The organism is Allobosea sp. (assembly GCF_017308015.1).
In the GTDB taxonomy this organism is placed as follows: Bacteria; Pseudomonadota; Alphaproteobacteria; order Rhizobiales; family Beijerinckiaceae; genus Allobosea.
In genome coordinates this window covers 1-17136 of sequence record NZ_JAFKFW010000046.1, presented here as the reverse complement: position 1 = coordinate 17136, position 17136 = coordinate 1, and the positions used below count along the sequence as shown (strand labels likewise).

Here is a 17136-nt window from a genome sequence, read left to right as displayed (position 1 = left end):
TAGTTCTCGATGCCGTTGCAGGAGCCGGTGGCCTCGATCATCTCGATGTCGAAGGTGCAGCGCTGGTCGAGCCTTTGCGCCTCCAGGAAGCGGCCCATGCGGTTGAGCTCGTCGAGGCGGGCCTTGAGCTCTTCCTTGATCGACTTCACGGCCTGGGTCAGCGTCGGGCGCGGCGTGGTGTAGTGCGAATTGCCGTAGACCTTGATGAATTCGAGCTCGCCGGTCTTCTGGCCGGTCAGCGGATCGAACTCGCTGATGCTCTCGACCTCGTCGCCGAACAGGCCGATGCGCCAGGCCCGGTCCTCATAGTGGGCCGGGTAGAGCTCGATCACGTCGCCGCGCACCCGGAAGGTGCCGCGGGCGAAATCGTGCTGGGTGCGCTTGTACTGGAGCGCGACGAGATCGGCGATGAGCTGGCGCTGCTCGATGCGCTCGCCGAGCTTGATCGAGAAGGTCATCGCCGTATAGGTCTCGACCGAGCCGATACCGTAGATGCAGGAGACCGAGGCGACGATGATCACGTCGTCGCGCTCGAGCAGGGAGCGCGTCGCCGAATGGCGCATGCGGTCGATCTGCTCGTTGATCGAGGATTCCTTCTCGATATAGGTGTCCGAGCGCGGGACATAGGCCTCCGGCTGGTAATAGTCGTAATAGGAGACGAAGTACTCGACCGCGTTGTCGGGGAAGAAGCTTTTGAATTCCCCGTAAAGCTGGGCCGCCAGCGTCTTGTTCGGCGCGAGGATCAGCGCCGGGCGCTGCGTCTCCTCGATCACCTTCGCCATGGTGAAGGTCTTGCCCGAGCCGGTGACGCCGAGCAGCACCTGGTCGCGCTCCTGCCGGCGGATGCCGTCGACGAGATCGGCGATCGCGGTCGGCTGGTCGCCCGAGGGGGAGAAGTCCGACTTCATCGTGAAGGCGATGCCGCCTTCCGATTTCTCGGGGCGCTCCGGCCGGTGCGGCGTCCAGGGCTTGCCGGGCTGGATGAAGGGGCTGCCGGTCTCCAGCAGGTGCTGCAGCGAGCTCGCCGTCGCGGCGGCCGCGCCCTCGGCGCCGATGAAGGCCGAGTCCGCCTTCTTGGAGAGCTTGCGCTTGGGCCTCTCCTCGCCGCCCGGCCGTTCCAGCGCGTAATCCGTCTTCGCCTCGTAGCCGGCCTGCGGCCTGTCGCTGAAGCCGGAGGCGCCGCCGGGTACCGCCGTGCCGCGGTTGATCGCGGGGTTCAGCAGATCGGCGAGATAGCCTTCGAGCGGCTTCAGCTCGGGCTTGGTCGCCTTGGAATTCGGCGTGCGGGCCGAAGCGGGCTTCTTCGCCGCTTTCGGCTTGGTCGCGGTGGTGTCGGAGCTTTTCGGCATGGCCGCAATATGGGGCGGAACGCGCGACGATGCGAGGGGGCGTCGCGCCCTGCCGGCATGATTGGTGACAGGAGTTGACAGGAACAGGATATGCAATCTTAGATTGCATAGTGATTTAAATTCAACCTAAGGAGACGGACCATGTCGGGGGGCGGGTCCGAGACCGAGGCGGCGGAGGTCGAGACCTTCATCGCCCGCTGGCGCCTGTCGGAAGGCGCGGAGCGGGCCGCCTATGCGCAGTTCCTCAGCGAATTCTGCCGGCTGATCGGCGTCGAGCCGCCGCAACCGCCGACCAGCGATTCCGACGCCGTGACCTATCGCTTCGAATATCCCGTGCGCTTTCCGGATGGGCAGGGTGGACACAGCACCGGGCGCATCGATCTCTACCGCAAGGGCGCCTTCGTCCTCGAAGCCAAGCAGAGCCGTCTCAAGGGACAGATCAAGGAGGTGCTGCCGGCGCAGGGCGCGCTGCCCTTCGCGGAACCGGCCGGCCCGCGCGGCCGGCGCGGGGCCGATCGCGCCTGGGACGTGCTGATGCTCAATGCGAGGCGCCAGGCGGAGGACTATGCCAAGGCGCTGCCGGCGAACCATGGCTGGCCGCCCTTCCTGATCACCTGCGATGTCGGGCATTGCTTCGAATTCTATGCCGATTTCACCGGGCAGGGTAAGAACTACGTCCAGTTCCCGGACCGGCAGGGCTACCGCGTCCATCTCGACGACCTGCGCGACCCCGCCTTGCGGAAACGCCTCGCGGCGATCTGGGCCGAGCCGTTTTCGCTCGATCCGGCACGCCATGCGGCGCGTGTCACCCGAGCCATCGCCGCGCGGCTGGCCGCAGTCTCCAAGGCGCTGGAGCGCGAGCACGACCCCGAGGAGGTCGCGCTTTTCCTGATGCGCTGCCTGTTCACGATGTTCGCCGAAGATATCGGGCTGATCCGGAAGGACGCCTTCAAGACGCTGCTGCGCGAATGCCGCGACGCGCCGGATTCCTTCCTGCCGCTGGTCTCGGAACTCTGGCAGGCGATGGACAAGGGCGCCTATTCCACCTCCGTGCGCGAGCGGATGAAGCGCTTCAACGGCAAGCTCTACGAGGATGCCCGGGTCTTCCCGCTCGCCCGCGAAGAGATCGGCGAATTGCTGGCCGCGGCCGAGCATGACTGGAAGGAGGTCGAACCCGCGATCTTCGGCACCTTGCTGGAACAGGCGCTCGATCCGCAGGAGCGGGCCCGGCTCGGCGCGCATTATACGCCGCGCGCCTATGTCGAGCGGCTCGTGGTCGAGACGGTGATCGGGCCGCTGCGCGAGGACTGGCGCGCGGTTCTCGGCGCGGCACAGCAGGCCCGCGACGGCGGCGATGCCCGGAAGGCACTCGCGCTGGTCGAGGGCTTCCACCAGACGCTATGCACCACCCGGATTCTCGATCCGGCGTGCGGGACCGGGAATTTCCTGCATGTCTCGCAGGAGCTCATGAAGAAACTGGAAGGCGAGGTGCTCGATGCCGCCGGCGAACTCGGCCGCAACGAGGAACTCTCCGGCTTCGCCGCCCATCAGGTCGGGCCGCACCAGTTCCTGGGCCTGGAGACCAACCGCAGAGCCGTGGCCATCGCCGATCTCGTGCTCTGGATCGGCCATCTGCAATGGCATGTCCGCACACGCCCCCATGCCCCGCGCGAACCGATCCTCGAAAAGCTCGATCATATCCACAAGCAGGATGCGGTGCTGAGCTGGGATGGCTGGCCGCTGCCCGAGTGGCGCGACGGCCGCGAAACCCTGCCCGACCCGCGCCGGCCGAACTGGCCGGAAGCCGCCTTCATCGTCGGCAACCCACCGTTCATCGGCGGCAAGGACCTGCGCGCGAGGCTGGGAAACAGCTATGCGGAAGCGCTCTGGTCGGCGCATCCGTGGATGAACGAGAGCGCCGACCTCGTGATGTACTGGTGGGACCATGCCGCCGAGTTGCTGACCAGGCCGGACACACGCCTGCGTCGCTTCGGCTTCGTCACCACCAATTCGATCACGCAGATCTTCCAGCGCCGCACGGTCGAAAGACATCTGGCCGGCAAGCGCCCGCTTTCGATCGTCATGGCGATTCCCGATCATCCCTGGACGAAGGCCGGACGGGACAGCGCCGCAGTCCGCATCGCCATGACGGTCGCGCGGGCGGGGCATCACGAGGGCAAGCTCTGCACGGTGCTGTCCGAAGCCGGGCTCGATACCGACCAGCCGCAGATCGAACTCGGCGTGAGCGAGGGGCGGATCAATTCCGACCTGACGATCGGCGTGGACACGACCCGGGCGGTCTCCCTGCGAAGCAATGACGGGCTGTGCTCTCCCGGCGTAAAGCTGCACGGCCCGGGCTTCATCGTGACGCCTGCCGAGGTACGGGCTCTCGGCCTCGGCTTCCGGCAGGGACTCGAAAACCATATCCGAGATTACCGGAACGGCCGGGACCTGACGGCTCGGCCGCGTGGAGTCGCGGTGATCGATCTGTTCGGGCTCACCGCCGAAGACGTTCGAGAACGGTTCCCTGAAATCTATCAGCATCTCAAGCGAACGGTGAAGGAGACGACCGACGCCAAAGGCAAGCCCATCGGTCGCGATGCCAACCGGCGCGACAGCTACCGCCAGCAATGGTGGATATTCGGCGAACCCCGTCGCGAGCTTCGTCCCGTTCTCAAGCCGCTCCAGCGCTACATCGCCACGGTCGAGACCGCCAAGCACCGCATCTTCCAATTCCTCGACGCCGCGATCCTGCCGGACAACATGCTCGTCGCGGTCGGACTGTCCGACGCCTTTCATCTCGGCATCCTGTCGTCGCACATCCATGTCACATGGTGCCTGGCACAAGGCGCTACGCTCGAAGACCGGCCCCGCTACTCGAAATCCCGCTGCTTCGATCCGTTTCCCTTCCCCGATGCGACCGAGCACCAGAAGGAGGCGATCCGTCGCCCGGCAGAGGCGCTCGATGCATTGCGCAAGCAGGTGCTGGCGGCGCATCCCGACCTGACCCTGACCAAGCTCTACAACGTGCGGGAGACGCTTCGCGCCAATGCCGCGCCGACGCCAGCGGAGGCCGACATCCGCGACCGCGGGCTCGTCATGATCCTTTCCGAATACCACGACGCAATCGATGCAGCCGTGACCGCCGCCTATGGCTGGCCGACCGATCTTGGCGAGCACGAGATTCTGGCGCGCCTCGTCGCACTGAACCGGCAGCGTGCGCAGGAGGAGGCCCAGGGCCTGTTCCGCTGGCTCAGGCCGGACTACCAGCGCCCGCGTTCCGGTGCGCCCCAGCGGGCCGGCGAGCAGATCGAGGCAGCGCTGCCGATGCCGGTTGCGCCCGCGGCCGGCAAGCCGGCCTTTCCGGGAGAGCCGGTCGAACGGGTCGCGGCCGTGCTCGCGGCGCTCGCTGGCACCGCGGCACCCATCGATGCAGCAACGATCGCGGCACGCTTTCGCCAAGGCCTCAGGGCCGAGCGGGCCATACGCGATATCCTGATCTCGCTGGCCCGGGTCGGGGAGATTTCGACCGCGGATGGCGGGCACCGCTTTGCGCGACGGCTGAGCGGCACGGGATGAACGGCATCACGCAAGCTTCTGCCATGTTTGCACCTGCTCCGGCCCGACCCCCGTGCGCGCTCCGGCCGCTATCTCGGTCAACGCACCGCAAGCCAGGCTTCCATGCCGGCCGCGGCGGCCACGCCCGTCGCGAAACTCGCCTGCAGCAGGTATCCGCCGGTCGGCGCTTCCCAGTCGAGCATCTCGCCGGCGGCGAAGATTCCCGGCAGGCGCTTGAGCATGAAGCCCGCATCGACCTCGTCGTGCCTGATGCCCCCGGCCGTCGAGATGGCGCGCCCGATCGGCATGGGAGCGTCCAGTCGCAGCGGCGCCGCCTTGATCAGCCCGGCCAGCGCCTCAGGCTCGTCCGGAAGAGCCGCGCCGGCCGCCTCCCGCAGCAGGGCGATAGCGACAGGGGCGAGGCCCGCCGCCTTGCGCAGATGGTTGCTCAGCGTCTCGCCCTTGCGGCGCTTCGCGAGGCGGGCCGCCAGCTCCGGGGCCGCGAGATCGGGACGGAGGTCGATGCTGATCAAGGCCGCACCATCACGCCCGATCGCCTCGCGGATCGGCGCCGACAGAGCGTAGATCGCTCCGCCCTCGATGCCCTCGACGTCGATCATTGCCTCGCCAGCGGCCTCCTCGCCCGCGCAGCGCATGACGATGCGCTTCAGCGGCTGGCCGGCGAAGCGCTGCTTCATCACGAGCGACCAGGCGACCGTGAAGCCGCCATTGGCCGGCCGCAGGGGCGAGATCGCCACATCGCGGGCGGCGAGCAACGGCACCCAGCCGCCGTCGGAGCCGAGCCGCGGCCAGCTCGCGCCGCCGAGCGCCAGCAGCGTCGCGTCATGATGGGTCGTCTCGGTTTCGCCTGTGGCGAGACGGAATGTCAGGGCACCGTCCGCATCCCAGCCGGTCCAAAGCCGGCCGGCGGAGAGCTTCACGCCGAGGCCATCGAGCCGGGTTAGCCAGGCTCGCAACAGCGGCGAAGCCTTCATCATCCGTGGGAAGACGCGGCCGCTCGAACCGACGAAGGTCTCTGCGCCGAGCCCATCGGCCCAATCGCGAAGTGCCTGGGGCGGGAAGGCGCACAGGGCCGGCTCCAGCCAGTCGCTCGCCTCACGATAGCGGCCGAGGAGAGCGTGGAACGGCTCGGAATGGGTGAGGTTCAGGCCGCCCCGGCCTGCCAGCAGGAACTTGCGGGCCGGCGAGGTCATGCGTTCGTAGACCACGACGCGATGCCCGGCGCCAGCCAGCCGCTCGGCGGCGATCAGGCCGGCGGGGCCGGCACCGATGATGGCGATATCGGACATGGGTTCCTTATCCCTCATCGATCATCCCGGCGACAAAAGGGAAACCCGGGATCCATTCCGAAACCTTTCCGAGGGAGGTTCGGGCATGGTTTCCGGGTCCGCGCGGCTTCGCCGCTTGTCCGGGATGATCATCTCTTTCCGTCTTGCGCAGCATGGCTTTAGACTGGCGGCCCCGGACCGGAAAGCCCTGAGACCCAGCCGCCCGCCATGCCGACCGTTGCCGCCTATATCGGCGCCGCGCTCTTCGAGATCGCCGGCTGCTTCGCGTTCTGGGGCTGGCTCAGGCTCGGCAAGCCGGTCTGGTGGCTGCTGCCGGGGCTGGTTTCGCTCGGGCTCTTCGCCTGGCTGCTGACGCTGGTCGAGAGTGCGGCGGCGGGGCGCGCCTTCGCGGCCTATGGCGGGGTCTATATCGCCGCCTCGCTCGGCTGGCTGTGGGCCGTCGAAGGCATTCGGCCCGATCGCTGGGACCTGACCGGCGGCGCCATCTGCCTCGCCGGGGCCGCGATCATCCTGGCGGCCCCGCGCTGAGGACCGCCCTCACCCGCCCGAATGCGGGGCAGGAACGAGCACGGTCGGCATCTCGCGCTGCGCGGCGGCGGCCTTCGTCTCGCGCAGGCGGCTTTCGCGCAATTCATTGGCGCTCTCGAGGATCGGATAGGCGATCGAGACGACATGGCCGTGGATGCGCTTCAGGTCGCGGATGATGTCGAGATGGATCGCGCTGGTCTCGATCGATTCCGGCCGGCCGGAACGCAGGCGCTGGAAATGACTGTCGGTGGCGCGCCGCTCCGCGTCGCGCATCGCCGCCTTGTCGGCGAAAAGCTGGCGGGCAAGCACGAGATCGCGCGTCGCGAAGACGTTGAGCGCCAGCGCCAGAGCCGAGGCGACCCGATGGTGGAAGTCGCGGATCTCGGCCAGCCCCTCCGGCGAGAAGGCGAAGCGCTTGCGGATCTTCTTCTCGGCGAGCTCGCGCAGGTTCTTGTCGATGATGTCGCCGATATGCTCGAGATTGGTAATCAGCGTGATGATCTCGAACAGGCGCCGGCTCTCCTCCTCGGAGAGTTCGTTCCGCGAGACCTTGACCAGATAGAGCTTGATCGACTCATGGATCGTGTCGACGCCGTCATCGGCCTCGGCGATGGCACGCGAGAGCTTGAGCTCGTCCTTCTCCAAAAGCGTCATGGTATCGCGCAGCATGCCCTCGACGCGGTCGCCGAGCCGCAGCGCCTCACGCATCGCGCCGGCGAGCGCCTCGGTCGGGCTGTCCAGCGCATTGGGATCGAGATAGCGCGGCGTCACCGCCTGGGTCTTGTCCTCCTTGCCGGGCATGATGCGCTCGACCAGCGCCGAGATCGGCCCGACGAAGGGCAGGAAGACCAGGGCTCCGACGACGTTCAGCACGACGTGGAACTCGATGGCCAACCGGGCTTCGGACGAGGAGAAGCCGATGAGCCAGGCCGAAAGCGGGCCGACGAAGGGCAGCACGGCGAGCGCGAGGATCAGGCGCGTCAGCAGGTTGCCGACGGCGGCGCGACGCTGGGCGGCGGGGGCGCCGAGCTGATCGAGCACCGGGATCACGGCATTGCCGAGATTGGCGCCGATGACCAGCGTGAGCGCCGTCGCCGGCGGAAACAGGCCCGACGCCGCGAAAGTCGCGACCAGCAGGATGATCGCGATGCTGGAATGCACGAGCCATGTCGCCGCGATGGCCGCGAGGATGCCGAGCAACGGCTCCGAACCCATCGCGGCGAGCACGACACGGAAGGTCGGCGACTGCGCCAGCGGGGCCGCCGCCGCGTTGAGTTCGATCAGCGAGAGCAGGATCAAGCCGATGCCGACCAGCACGCGCCCGATATTGCGCGGTCGTTCCATCGCCTCGCTGGAGAGATACATGGCCACGCCGACGGCGACGCAGAGACCCCAGAGCCAGCCGAGATCCATCGAAATGACGAAGGCGGCGAGCGCCGTGCCGAGATTGGCGCCGAGCAGCACGGCGAGCGCCATGGCCGGCACGATCAGGGCCTGACCGGCGAAGGAGGAGACGAGCAGCGTCGTCGCCGTCGAGCTCTGCAGCACCATCGTCACGGCAACGCCGCTGCCGAAGGCGGCGAAGCGATTGCGCGTGAAACTCTGCAGGGCCTGCCGGAGCTGGGAGCCGAAGGCGCGCATCGCGCCCGTTCGCACCAGCCTGACCGCCCAGATCAGCAGCGCAACGCCGCCGACAAGATGAATCAGGATGTTGGTTGCGCTCTCGCCCATGGCCATTTTCGTGCGATCTTTCCCCGATTCAGGTGCTTATCCTAGGCCAAATCTATCAATTTTTGATTAGCCAACTCAACAGAAATACACAGTGAAAGTGCTGATAATTGGGCAGCGTTCCCGGTTTGCGATCCCGTGAAAGGGGAAGAACGGGTTCCTGCGCCGATCAAGCCGGCGGAATGAGCGTCACGCCCTTGCTCGCGAAGGAAACCGAGACCGGGTTGCCGGGGGCCAGCATCTCGCGCCCACCATATTGCACGGCAAAGAGCTCCCCGACCTCGGTCTCGACCATGATGTCGAGGTGATTGCCGAGATAGGCGCATTTGCGGACCGTACCGGGCAGCGAACCGCCCTGACCCGGCTCGCCCAGCAGCAACGCCTCCGGGCGGATCGCGACCTTGGCCGGGCCGACACCCAGACCGCGCGCCGGCAGGCTGACCGTCGCCGAGCCGATCGCGACATCGGCGCGACCATCCGCCACCGCCTTCACGGTGACATCGACCAGATTGGCGTCTCCGATGAAGTCGGCAACGAAGGCATTGGCAGGCTGCTCGTAGAGATCGCGCGGCGCGCCCTCCTGCGCGATCCGGGCATTCGACATCACGATGATGCGGTCGGAGACGGCCAGCGCCTCCTCCTGATCATGCGTGACATAGGCCACTGTCAGGTTGAGGTCCTGCTGCAGCTCCCGGATTTCCTCGCGGACGCGGCGGCGGAGTTTCGCGTCGAGATTGGAGAGCGGCTCGTCGAAAAGCAGTACCTGCGGCTCCAGCACGAGCGCGCGGGCGACCGCGACGCGCTGCTGCTGGCCGCCCGAGAGCTCGGACGGATAGCGGCTGTCGAAGCCTTTCAGGCCGACCAGCGCCAGCTTCTCCAGCGCCATCTGCCGGGCCTCGTCCTTGCCGATGCCCTTCACCGTCGGGCCATAGGCGGCATTGTCGAGAACGCTCATATGCGGAAAGAGCGCGTAGGACTGGAACACCATCGAGACGTCGCGGTCGGCGGCCGAGAGCTTGGTGACGTCCTTGCCCCCGATCAGGATCTGGCCCTCGCTGGCGATCTCGAGGCCCGCGATCATGCGCAAGGTCGTGGTCTTGCCGCAGCCGGAGGGGCCGAGCAGGGTCACGAGCTTGCCGGCCTCGATGGTGAAGTTGATGTCGTCGACCGCCGTCACCGCGCCATAGCGCATGGAAACGTTGCGGAATTCGACGGAAGCGGGTCCGGCCTTGGCCATCTGTCTGTGAATCCTTATCCGATCGCGGGAGCGGGCGCCGGCGCCGTCACGGTGGCGGCGCGGGCGCGGCGGCCGAGCTTGCGCTCGCCGACGGTGAACTGGATGAGCATGATGCCGAGCGCCATGAACACGATCAGCACCGAGGAATAGGCGATGGCGAGGCCGAACTCGCCGGCTTCGACGCGCCCGACGATATAGGCGGTGGACAGGTTGTATTCGGCAGAGACCAGGAAGATCACGGCGCTGACCGCCGTCATCGAGCGCACGAAGCTGTAGACCAGCGCCGAGACGAGTGCGGGCTTGAGGAGCGGCAGCACCACGCGCCAGAGCGTGGTGAAGCTGCGGGCGCGCAGCGTGGTCGAGGCCTCGTCCAGGCTCTTGTCGATCTGCGACAGGCCGGCGATGCCGGAGCGCACGCCGACCGGCATGTTGCGGAAGACGAAGGCGATGACGAGGATCAGGCCGGTGCCGGTGATCTCGACCGGCGGGACGTTGAAGGCGAGGATATAGGCGACGCCGAGCACCGTGCCGGGAATGGCGAAGGAGAGCATCGTCGCGAATTCCAGGCCGGCCCGGCCGCGGAAGCGCTGGCGCGTCAGCAGATAGGCGGTGAGCAGGCCGATCACCGCGGTCAGCGGCGCCGAGATCGCCGCGACCTTCACGGTGGTGAAGAAGGACGGCCAGGCCGAGCCCTGGAAATAGATGCCGTTGCTGAAGTCGATCGAGAAACCGGTGAGATAATGCTGGAGCGTCGGGGTGTAGTCGCGACCCATGTTGCGGACGAACCCGCCGACCAGAATCACGATATAGATCACCACGGTCAGCGCCACCCAGGGCACGATCACGGCAGCCGAGAGCCAGGTGATGCGGCGCGGCAGCGGCGTCGGCAGGCCGGCATCGCCCTTGCCGGTGACCGTCGTGTAGGATTTGTCGCCGAGCCAGCGCTGCTGCACCCAGAAGGCGCCGAGCGTGAAGGCGAGAAGCACGATGGCGAGCACCGCCGCCTGCCCCTGATTATAGGAGGCGCCGACCACCGCGAAGAAGATCTTGGTCGAGAGCACCTCGAAATTGCCGCCCAGCACGAGCGGATTGCCGAAATCGGCCATGCTCTCGACGAAGCCCAGCAGGAAGGAATTGGCGATGCCGGGCTTCAGCAGCGGCCAGGTCACGGTGCGGAAAGTCTGCCAGCGCTTGGCGCCCAGCGTCTGCGAGGCCTCTTCGAGGCTCGGGCTGATGCCTTGCACAACGCCAATCAGGACGAGGAAGGCGACCGGCGCGAAAGCCAGAACCTGCGCCAGCAAGACACCCGGCAAGCCATAGAGCCAGCGCGAGCGCGGGATGTCGAACCACTCGTAAAGCACGGTCGAGACGGCGCCGGCGCGGCCGAAGAGCAGGATCAGCGCCAGGCCGATGACGAAGGGCGGGGTGATGATCGGCAGCACGGTCAGGGCACGCATGACCCGCTTGCCGGGCATGCCGGTGCGCAGGATCAGCAGGGCGCAGGCGAGGCCGAGCAAGGTGGTGATCACGCCGCAGAGAACGGCGAGGATCAGCGTGTTCCAGGCGACCCCGCAATTGACGTTGGCGCTGAGGCAGCCAAGTCCCCAGATCGAGGAATCGAGAAAGCGCTCGACGAAGGCCGCCGGCGCGAAGGCGCCGTTCTGGTCGACCAACGCGCTCTTCAGGATGATCGCGACCGGGAAGAAGATGAAGATGCCGATCAGCAGGACGACCAAGCCGATCGTCGAGACCGTGAAGAGGTCGCCGCGGCAGACGCCGCGATAGGCAAGACCGTGGCAGAGCAGGAAGAGGAGCGACAAAAGCGTCAGGAAGGCACCGCCGCCGATGCCGCGCTGGGAAGCGCCGGCGCCGCCAAGCAGAGCGGCAAGCCAGGAGATGCCCTGGTCCTTCAGGACGATGGAGAAAGCCTGCGCGAAGAACAGGACCATGCCGAGCAGGCCGGCCCAGAGCAACACGGTCGCCGTGCGCTGGCGGTCGGCGCTGGCCCAGAACAGGGTCGCGACCGCCAGCGCGGCACCGACGGGCAGGAGCCACGGCGCCTGGCCGGAGAGGGCGAGTGCCAGCGCGCTGCCGGCCTTGCCGAACGGATATTCGGCGAGCCAGGCCCAGTTCGTCAGGCTCATGCCCTCGACGAGATACCAAGGCATCAGCGCATAGCCGAGCCAGCCGATCAGCAGCACGAGTCTCGTTGCCGGCGCCATGGTTGCCCTGCCCTTCACATATCCCGCCGGCCCGAACCGGTTGCCCCGGCTTTCACGGCCCAGCCCTTGTCCTGCACCCGAACCGCCAACGTCATCCCGGCCGCGGCGAAGCGGAGATCCGGGATCGATGCCGGAGCGAATCCGGCGGAGGTTCGGGCATGAAGCCCGGGTCAAGCCCGGGATGACGGCGTGTTTCCGAGACCGTCCGGAAACACGCCGAAGGGACGCGACCTTATTTCGGCAGCGCCTTGACTTCCTTGTCCCACTTGGCGAGCAGGCGGGTGCGCTCGGCCGAGGAGCCGTATTTCACGAAGTCGTAGTTGATCAGCTTCATCTGATCCATCTTCGGCGACTGCGCCGGCACCGGCGAGGCCTTGTTCGACGGCACCTGATAGGACTTCGCCGGAGCGGCCAGCGCCTGCGCGGCCGGAGTCAACGCCCAGTCATAGAACTTCTTGGCGTTGTCGAGATTGCGCGCGCCCTTGACGATCGACATCGAGCCGATCTCGTAGCCCGTGCCCTCGCAGGGCGCGACCGGCTTGATCGGGTCGCCCTGCACGGCGAAGACCACCGCGTCATGGATGAAGACGATGCCGACGGCGGTCTCGCCGAGGCTCGCGGCCTTGGCCGGGGCCGCACCAGACTTGGTGTACTGGCTGATGTTCTTGTGCAGGGCCTTGAGATATTCGAAGCCCTTGTCCTCGCCCATGAGCTGGATGACCGTCGCCAGCAGATTGTAGGCCGTGCCCGAGGAGTTGGGATCGGCGACCTGGACGTCGTCCTTCAGCTTGGCATTGAGCAGGTCGGCCCAGCATTTCGGCTCGGGAATTCCCTTGGCCTTGATCTGCTCGGTGTTGAAACCGAAGCCGAGCGCGCCGGCATAGATGCCGACCGAGCGCTGCTTGGCAGCCTTCCACTGGTCGAGCGCCCAGGGGTGCAATTCCTTGTTCTTGGGCGACTCATATTCCTGTGTGAGCCCCTCCTCCGCCGCCTGGAGATGCGGATCGCCCGTACCGCCCCACCAGATATCGCCGCGCGGATTGGAGGATTCGGCCTTGAGCTGGGCATAGATCTCGCCCGCCGACTTGCGGGTCATCGCGACCTTGATGCCGGTCTCCTTCTCGAAGGCCGTCGACATGGCGCGGCACCATTCCTCCTGGACACCGCAATACATGACGAGCGAGCCCTGAGCACGGGCCGGGGTTGCGGCGAAGGCCGCCGTGGCGAGCGCGGCGAAAAGCCCCGCCTTGAGCCAGGATTTCGTGTGCATGTGAACCTCCCTGTTCGGATCTTTCGTTTCTTGTCGCTTGAGACGAAGCTGAGATGAATTTTTGCGAAAGATCAATCGACTATCGTGCTGGCTAAAGGATTCCGGTGATCTCCCGGAGCGGCGCCGCCAGCGCGGGCGTGCAGCACAGGATCGGGTTGCCTTTCGCGATCCCCTCGCCGGCGAAGAAGTCGTTGATCGAGGCGCCCGCCTCGCCGGCGATCACGATGCCGGCAGCAACGTCCCAGGCATTGATATGAAGCTCGGCATAGCCATCGCTCGAGCCGTTGGCGACATGGCAGAGGCCAAGCGTGCCCGAGCCGCCCCGCTTCATCGCGGCGCCTGCCGCGTAGCCTCGCTCGATCACCTTGAGATAGCTCGCGGCCGGCATGCGGGTCGACCAGCCCAGCTCGACAGAGGCGCGCGCGATATCCGTCGCGCCAGAGACCCTGATCGGGTCGCCGTTCAGCGTCGCGCCGGCGCCGCGCCTGGAGGCATAGACCTCGCCCAGAGCCGGAGCGGCCACGACGCCGATCTCCGGCTTGCGATTCGCGAGGAAGCCGATCGAGATGCACCAGTTGCGGTCGCCATGGGCGAAGTTCGCGGTACCGTCGATCGGATCGAGAATCCAGACCGCATCGGAGGCCTCTCCACCGCCCTCCTCGCCGATCACCGTGTCATTGGGGAAGAGTTCCGAAAGCCTGCGGCGCAGGAAATCCTCGACCTTGCCGTCGGCGACGGTCAGCCAGTCCTGCGCGCCCTTCATGGTGATGCCGAGCGACTCGCGCCTGTTGAAATAGCCCAGCGCCAGATGGCTCGCCTCGGCCGCGAGACCGAGAGCCGCGTAATAACGCAGGTCGCGTTCAGCCGGAGTCATCACTTGGCTCCCAGATCGACGCGGACGGGCTTGCCGGTTTGTGCGGATTCGGTCGCGGCATCGGCCAGGATCTGCGCCTTCAGGCCGTCGAGGCCGGTCGGCGACGCCGCGGCCTTGCCATTGCAGGCGGCGATGAAGGCGTCGAGCTCGGCGCGATAGGCTGCGGCATAGCGCTCAAGGAAGAAGTTCTGCACGGGATCGGCGCGGAAGCCCTGCCCGGTCGCGATCTCGACAGTCGTCTCATGGATATTGCCGGCGCGCAGCATACCCTTCGAGCCGTGAACCTCGATGCGCTGGTCGTAGCCATAGGTGGCGCGGCGGGAATTCGAGATCTGGGCGATCCTGCCCGAAGCCGTCTTCATGATCACCGCGGCGGTATCGACGTCGCCGGCCTCGCCGATCGCCTTGTCGACCAGCGCGGAGCCGAGCGCGAAGACCTCGACCGGCTCCTCGGCCAGGAGGAAGCGCGCCATGTCGAAATCATGGATCATCATGTCACGGAAGAGCCCGCCGGAACGCTTCACATAGTCGACCGGCGGCGGCGCGGGATCGCGCGAGATCACCGTGACGATCTCGATCGCGCCGGCCTCGCCCGCGCGCAAACGCTTCTCCAGCGCGGCGAAATTCGGGTCGAAGCGGCGGTTGAAGCCGATCATCAGCGGCTTGCCGGACTTCTCGACCGTGGCGAGGCAGCGGCGGATGCGGGCCGCGTCGAGATCGACCGGCTTCTCGCAGAACGCGGCCTTGCCGGCGGAAACCGCCTGCTCGATCAGGTCGGCATGGGTATCGGTCGGCGTGCAGATCAGCACGGCGTCGATCGCGGCGTCGGCAAGGATCGCCTCGGTCGTCGTCGCCTTGGCGCCGGCAGCCGCGGCGAGCGAGGCGGCGGCCTCCGGCATCGCGTCGGTGACAGCGACCAATGCGGCGTCACCGCGCGCGGCGACGTTCAGCCCGTGAATGCGCCCGATGCGGCCGGCGCCCAGCAATCCGATCTTCATGGTCTTCGTCATTTCCGTCGTCGCGTCTTTCAGAAGGATGCTCGCCTGCACAAGGGCCGCCGGCTAGTCGTGCGCGCCCAGAATGGTCTGGTCGAAATCGATGTTGGAGCCCGTCATCAACCCCGACTCTGCCGAGGCCAGATAGGCGACGGCCTTGGCGACCTCGCGCGGATCGATCAGGCGGCCGAAGGGACGGGAGGCGTTGGCCTCCTCCAGCCAATCGTCCTTGGCGTCATGGCGCAGCTTCATGATCGCATCCTCGCCCGGCGTCGCCATCCAGCCGATATTGAGGCCGTTGACGCGGATGCGGTGCTCGAGCAGCCCATAGGCCGCGTTCTTCGTCAGCGCGGCCAAAGCCGCCTTCGAAACACTGTAGGCGGAGAGGAAGGGCTGGCCGCCATGGGCCGACATGGACTGGATGTTGACGACGGCGCCAGGAATATCCTGCCGGCGCATCAGGGCAGCGGCATCCTGGATCAGGAAGAAGGGCGCCCGCAGGTTCACCGCCATGATGCGCTCGTAAAGCGCGGGCGATGTGTCGAAGATGGTGCCGCGATCGGTATCGCCGGCGGCATTCACGAGAATGTCGAGATGCCCGAAGGCCCGTTCGGCCGCCGGCACGACCTGCCGAACGGCATCGAGATCGGCGAGATCGACCTGATGGAAACGGGCATCGCAGCCCGTCTTCCGCAAGCTTTCCGCCACGGCCTCGCCGCGACCGGCGTTGCGCCCGGTCAGCAGCAGCCCGCGGGCACCGCGCCCGGCGAACTCGCGGGCGATGGCCTCGCCCAACCCCTGGCTGCCACCGGTGACGACAGCAACCTTGCCGTGAAGATCACGGCTGAACGAACCGGCTTGCGACAACGACCCGCCTCCCGCAGCGAAACGGCAGGATTTTTTTAAACCTCCCGTTAGTTGGAACAAACATTCCATTCCTGGCACGAGCGAGTCAAGGCGACGCAGCCACCCCATTCGACAATACCCTGGGGATGCCGACGGTCCCGCGACACCGCGCATTCGCCGGCCCGGGCACCGCGACAAGGAGGCCCAGCGGCCGGCCCGGGGCGGGGCTTATCCACGGCCGGAGGACCGGGCGATTCAGGTCAGAAAGAAAACTGTCGTCTTCGCGAGGTATTCGGCATAATATTGTGCCGGATTCGTTTAATTTAACGCATTCATGCAATGATGACGTTCTGGAAACGTCACCTCGCGGCAAACGCGCATCTGCCCTGCGCTGCACAGTTGACGCGTTCGTTGGCACATGGCTTGCTGGACCATCAACGAGAACACGGCGCGAAGGCGCCGGGGATGAATTTTGTTTTGAAGGTGGAGGCATTTTTATGGACGACAAGGAAATCCGTGGCCTGGTCGCGGATGTGAAGGAAGGCACGCTCTCGCGTCGCTCCTTCATGCAGAAAATGGCGGCGGTCGGCATCGCCGCGCCGATCGCGACCCAGATCCTGATCTGGAACGACGTTGCGCTGGCAAACGCCACGCTGCCCTACAAGCCGACCAAGGCCGGCGGCGGCGGCCCGCTGAAGATGCTGCTCTGGCAGGCCCCGACCCTGCTCAACCCGCATTTCGCCTCCGGCACCAAGGACCAGATCGCGTCCCGCATCTTCTACGAGCCGCTCGCCGGCTGGGACAAGGATGGCAACCTGATCCCGCAGCTCGCGGCCGAAGTCCCGACCAAGGCCAATGGCGGCCTGTCCGCGGACGGCAAGGTCGTCACCTGGAAGATCAAGCAAGGCGTGAAATGGCATGACGGCAAGCCGCTGACGGCCGACGACGTCGTCTTCACCTGGGAATACGCCGCCGATCCGGCGACGGCCGCCTACACCACCGGCGCCTACAAGGACATCAAGGTCGAAAAGGTCGACGCTCACACCGTCAAGGTGATCTTCCAGGAGGCCACGCCGTTCTGGGCCGATCCTTTCGTCGGTGTCGCCGGCATGATCATCCCGAAGCACCATTTCGGCGAGTACAAGGGCGCGAAGTCGCGCGAGGCTCCGGCCAACCTGAAGCCCGTCGGTACCGGCCCCTACAAGTTCGCGGACTTCAA

12 protein-coding genes are annotated in these 17136 nt (G+C 66.6%); 3 read left to right on the top strand and 9 right to left on the bottom strand.

Features of this window, described 5'->3' with window-relative positions:
- Window positions 1-1349 (bottom strand): DEAD/DEAH box helicase family protein (locus J0I42_RS23475; RefSeq protein WP_291658549.1); only part of this gene is annotated, 1349 nt, incomplete at its 3' end.
- Window positions 1350-1490: 141 nt separating this feature from the next.
- On the opposite strand from J0I42_RS23475, the gene J0I42_RS23470 reads away from it, so the two are divergent.
- Entirely contained in the window at window positions 1491-4928 is a 3438-nt protein-coding gene (locus tag J0I42_RS23470; protein ID WP_291658547.1) for a class I SAM-dependent DNA methyltransferase, read from the top strand.
- Between the two features lie 77 nt (window positions 4929-5005).
- Here the strand turns inward: J0I42_RS23470 and J0I42_RS23465 are convergent, their stop codons facing one another.
- On the bottom strand, window positions 5006-6217 hold the full coding sequence (locus J0I42_RS23465) for a TIGR03862 family flavoprotein (RefSeq protein ID WP_291658546.1): 1212 nt from the start codon (window positions 6215-6217) through the stop codon (window positions 5006-5008).
- A gap of 207 nt (window positions 6218-6424) precedes the next feature.
- Here J0I42_RS23465 and J0I42_RS23460 point away from each other — a divergent pair, with 207 nt between their 5' ends.
- Window positions 6425-6745: a YnfA family protein gene (locus J0I42_RS23460; RefSeq protein WP_291658545.1), complete on the top strand. Its 321-nt coding sequence runs from the start codon at window positions 6425-6427 to the stop codon at window positions 6743-6745.
- Window positions 6746-6754: 9 nt separating this feature from the next.
- Here J0I42_RS23460 and J0I42_RS23455 read toward each other — a convergent pair whose 3' ends face one another.
- The 7 genes from J0I42_RS23455 to J0I42_RS23425 form a co-directional block, all read right to left on the bottom strand.
- Window positions 6755-8476, bottom strand: a complete 1722-nt coding sequence (locus J0I42_RS23455; RefSeq protein WP_291658544.1) for a Na/Pi cotransporter family protein — start codon at window positions 8474-8476, stop codon at window positions 6755-6757.
- A 166-nt stretch (window positions 8477-8642) separates the two neighbouring features.
- Entirely contained in the window at window positions 8643-9710 is a 1068-nt protein-coding gene (locus tag J0I42_RS23450; protein ID WP_291658543.1) for an ABC transporter ATP-binding protein, read from the bottom strand.
- A 14-nt stretch (window positions 9711-9724) separates the two neighbouring features.
- Window positions 9725-11932 carry an ABC transporter permease gene (locus J0I42_RS23445; RefSeq protein ID WP_291658541.1) on the bottom strand — a complete coding sequence of 736 codons (2208 nt, stop codon included), beginning with the start codon at window positions 11930-11932 and terminating at the stop codon, window positions 9725-9727.
- 232 nt (window positions 11933-12164) lie between these two features.
- Window positions 12165-13202 (bottom strand): ABC transporter substrate-binding protein, encoded by a 1038-nt coding sequence (locus J0I42_RS23440; RefSeq protein WP_465247718.1) that lies wholly within the window; start codon window positions 13200-13202, stop codon window positions 12165-12167.
- A 91-nt stretch (window positions 13203-13293) separates the two neighbouring features.
- Window positions 13294-14076 (bottom strand): inositol monophosphatase family protein, encoded by a 783-nt coding sequence (locus tag J0I42_RS23435; RefSeq protein ID WP_291658540.1) that lies wholly within the window; start codon window positions 14074-14076, stop codon window positions 13294-13296.
- Window positions 14076-15086, bottom strand: a complete 1011-nt coding sequence (gene iolG, locus J0I42_RS23430; protein ID WP_291658538.1) for an inositol 2-dehydrogenase — start codon at window positions 15084-15086, stop codon at window positions 14076-14078. Before iolG ends, J0I42_RS23435 begins: the two co-directional genes overlap by 1 nt.
- 51 nt (window positions 15087-15137) lie before the next feature.
- Entirely contained in the window at window positions 15138-15938 is an 801-nt protein-coding gene (locus J0I42_RS23425) for an SDR family oxidoreductase (RefSeq protein ID WP_291658537.1), read from the bottom strand.
- A gap of 476 nt (window positions 15939-16414) precedes the next feature.
- Here J0I42_RS23425 and J0I42_RS23420 point away from each other — a divergent pair.
- Window positions 16415-17136: ABC transporter substrate-binding protein (locus J0I42_RS23420; RefSeq protein WP_291658536.1), on the top strand; the 722-nt coding region annotated here is incomplete at its 3' end.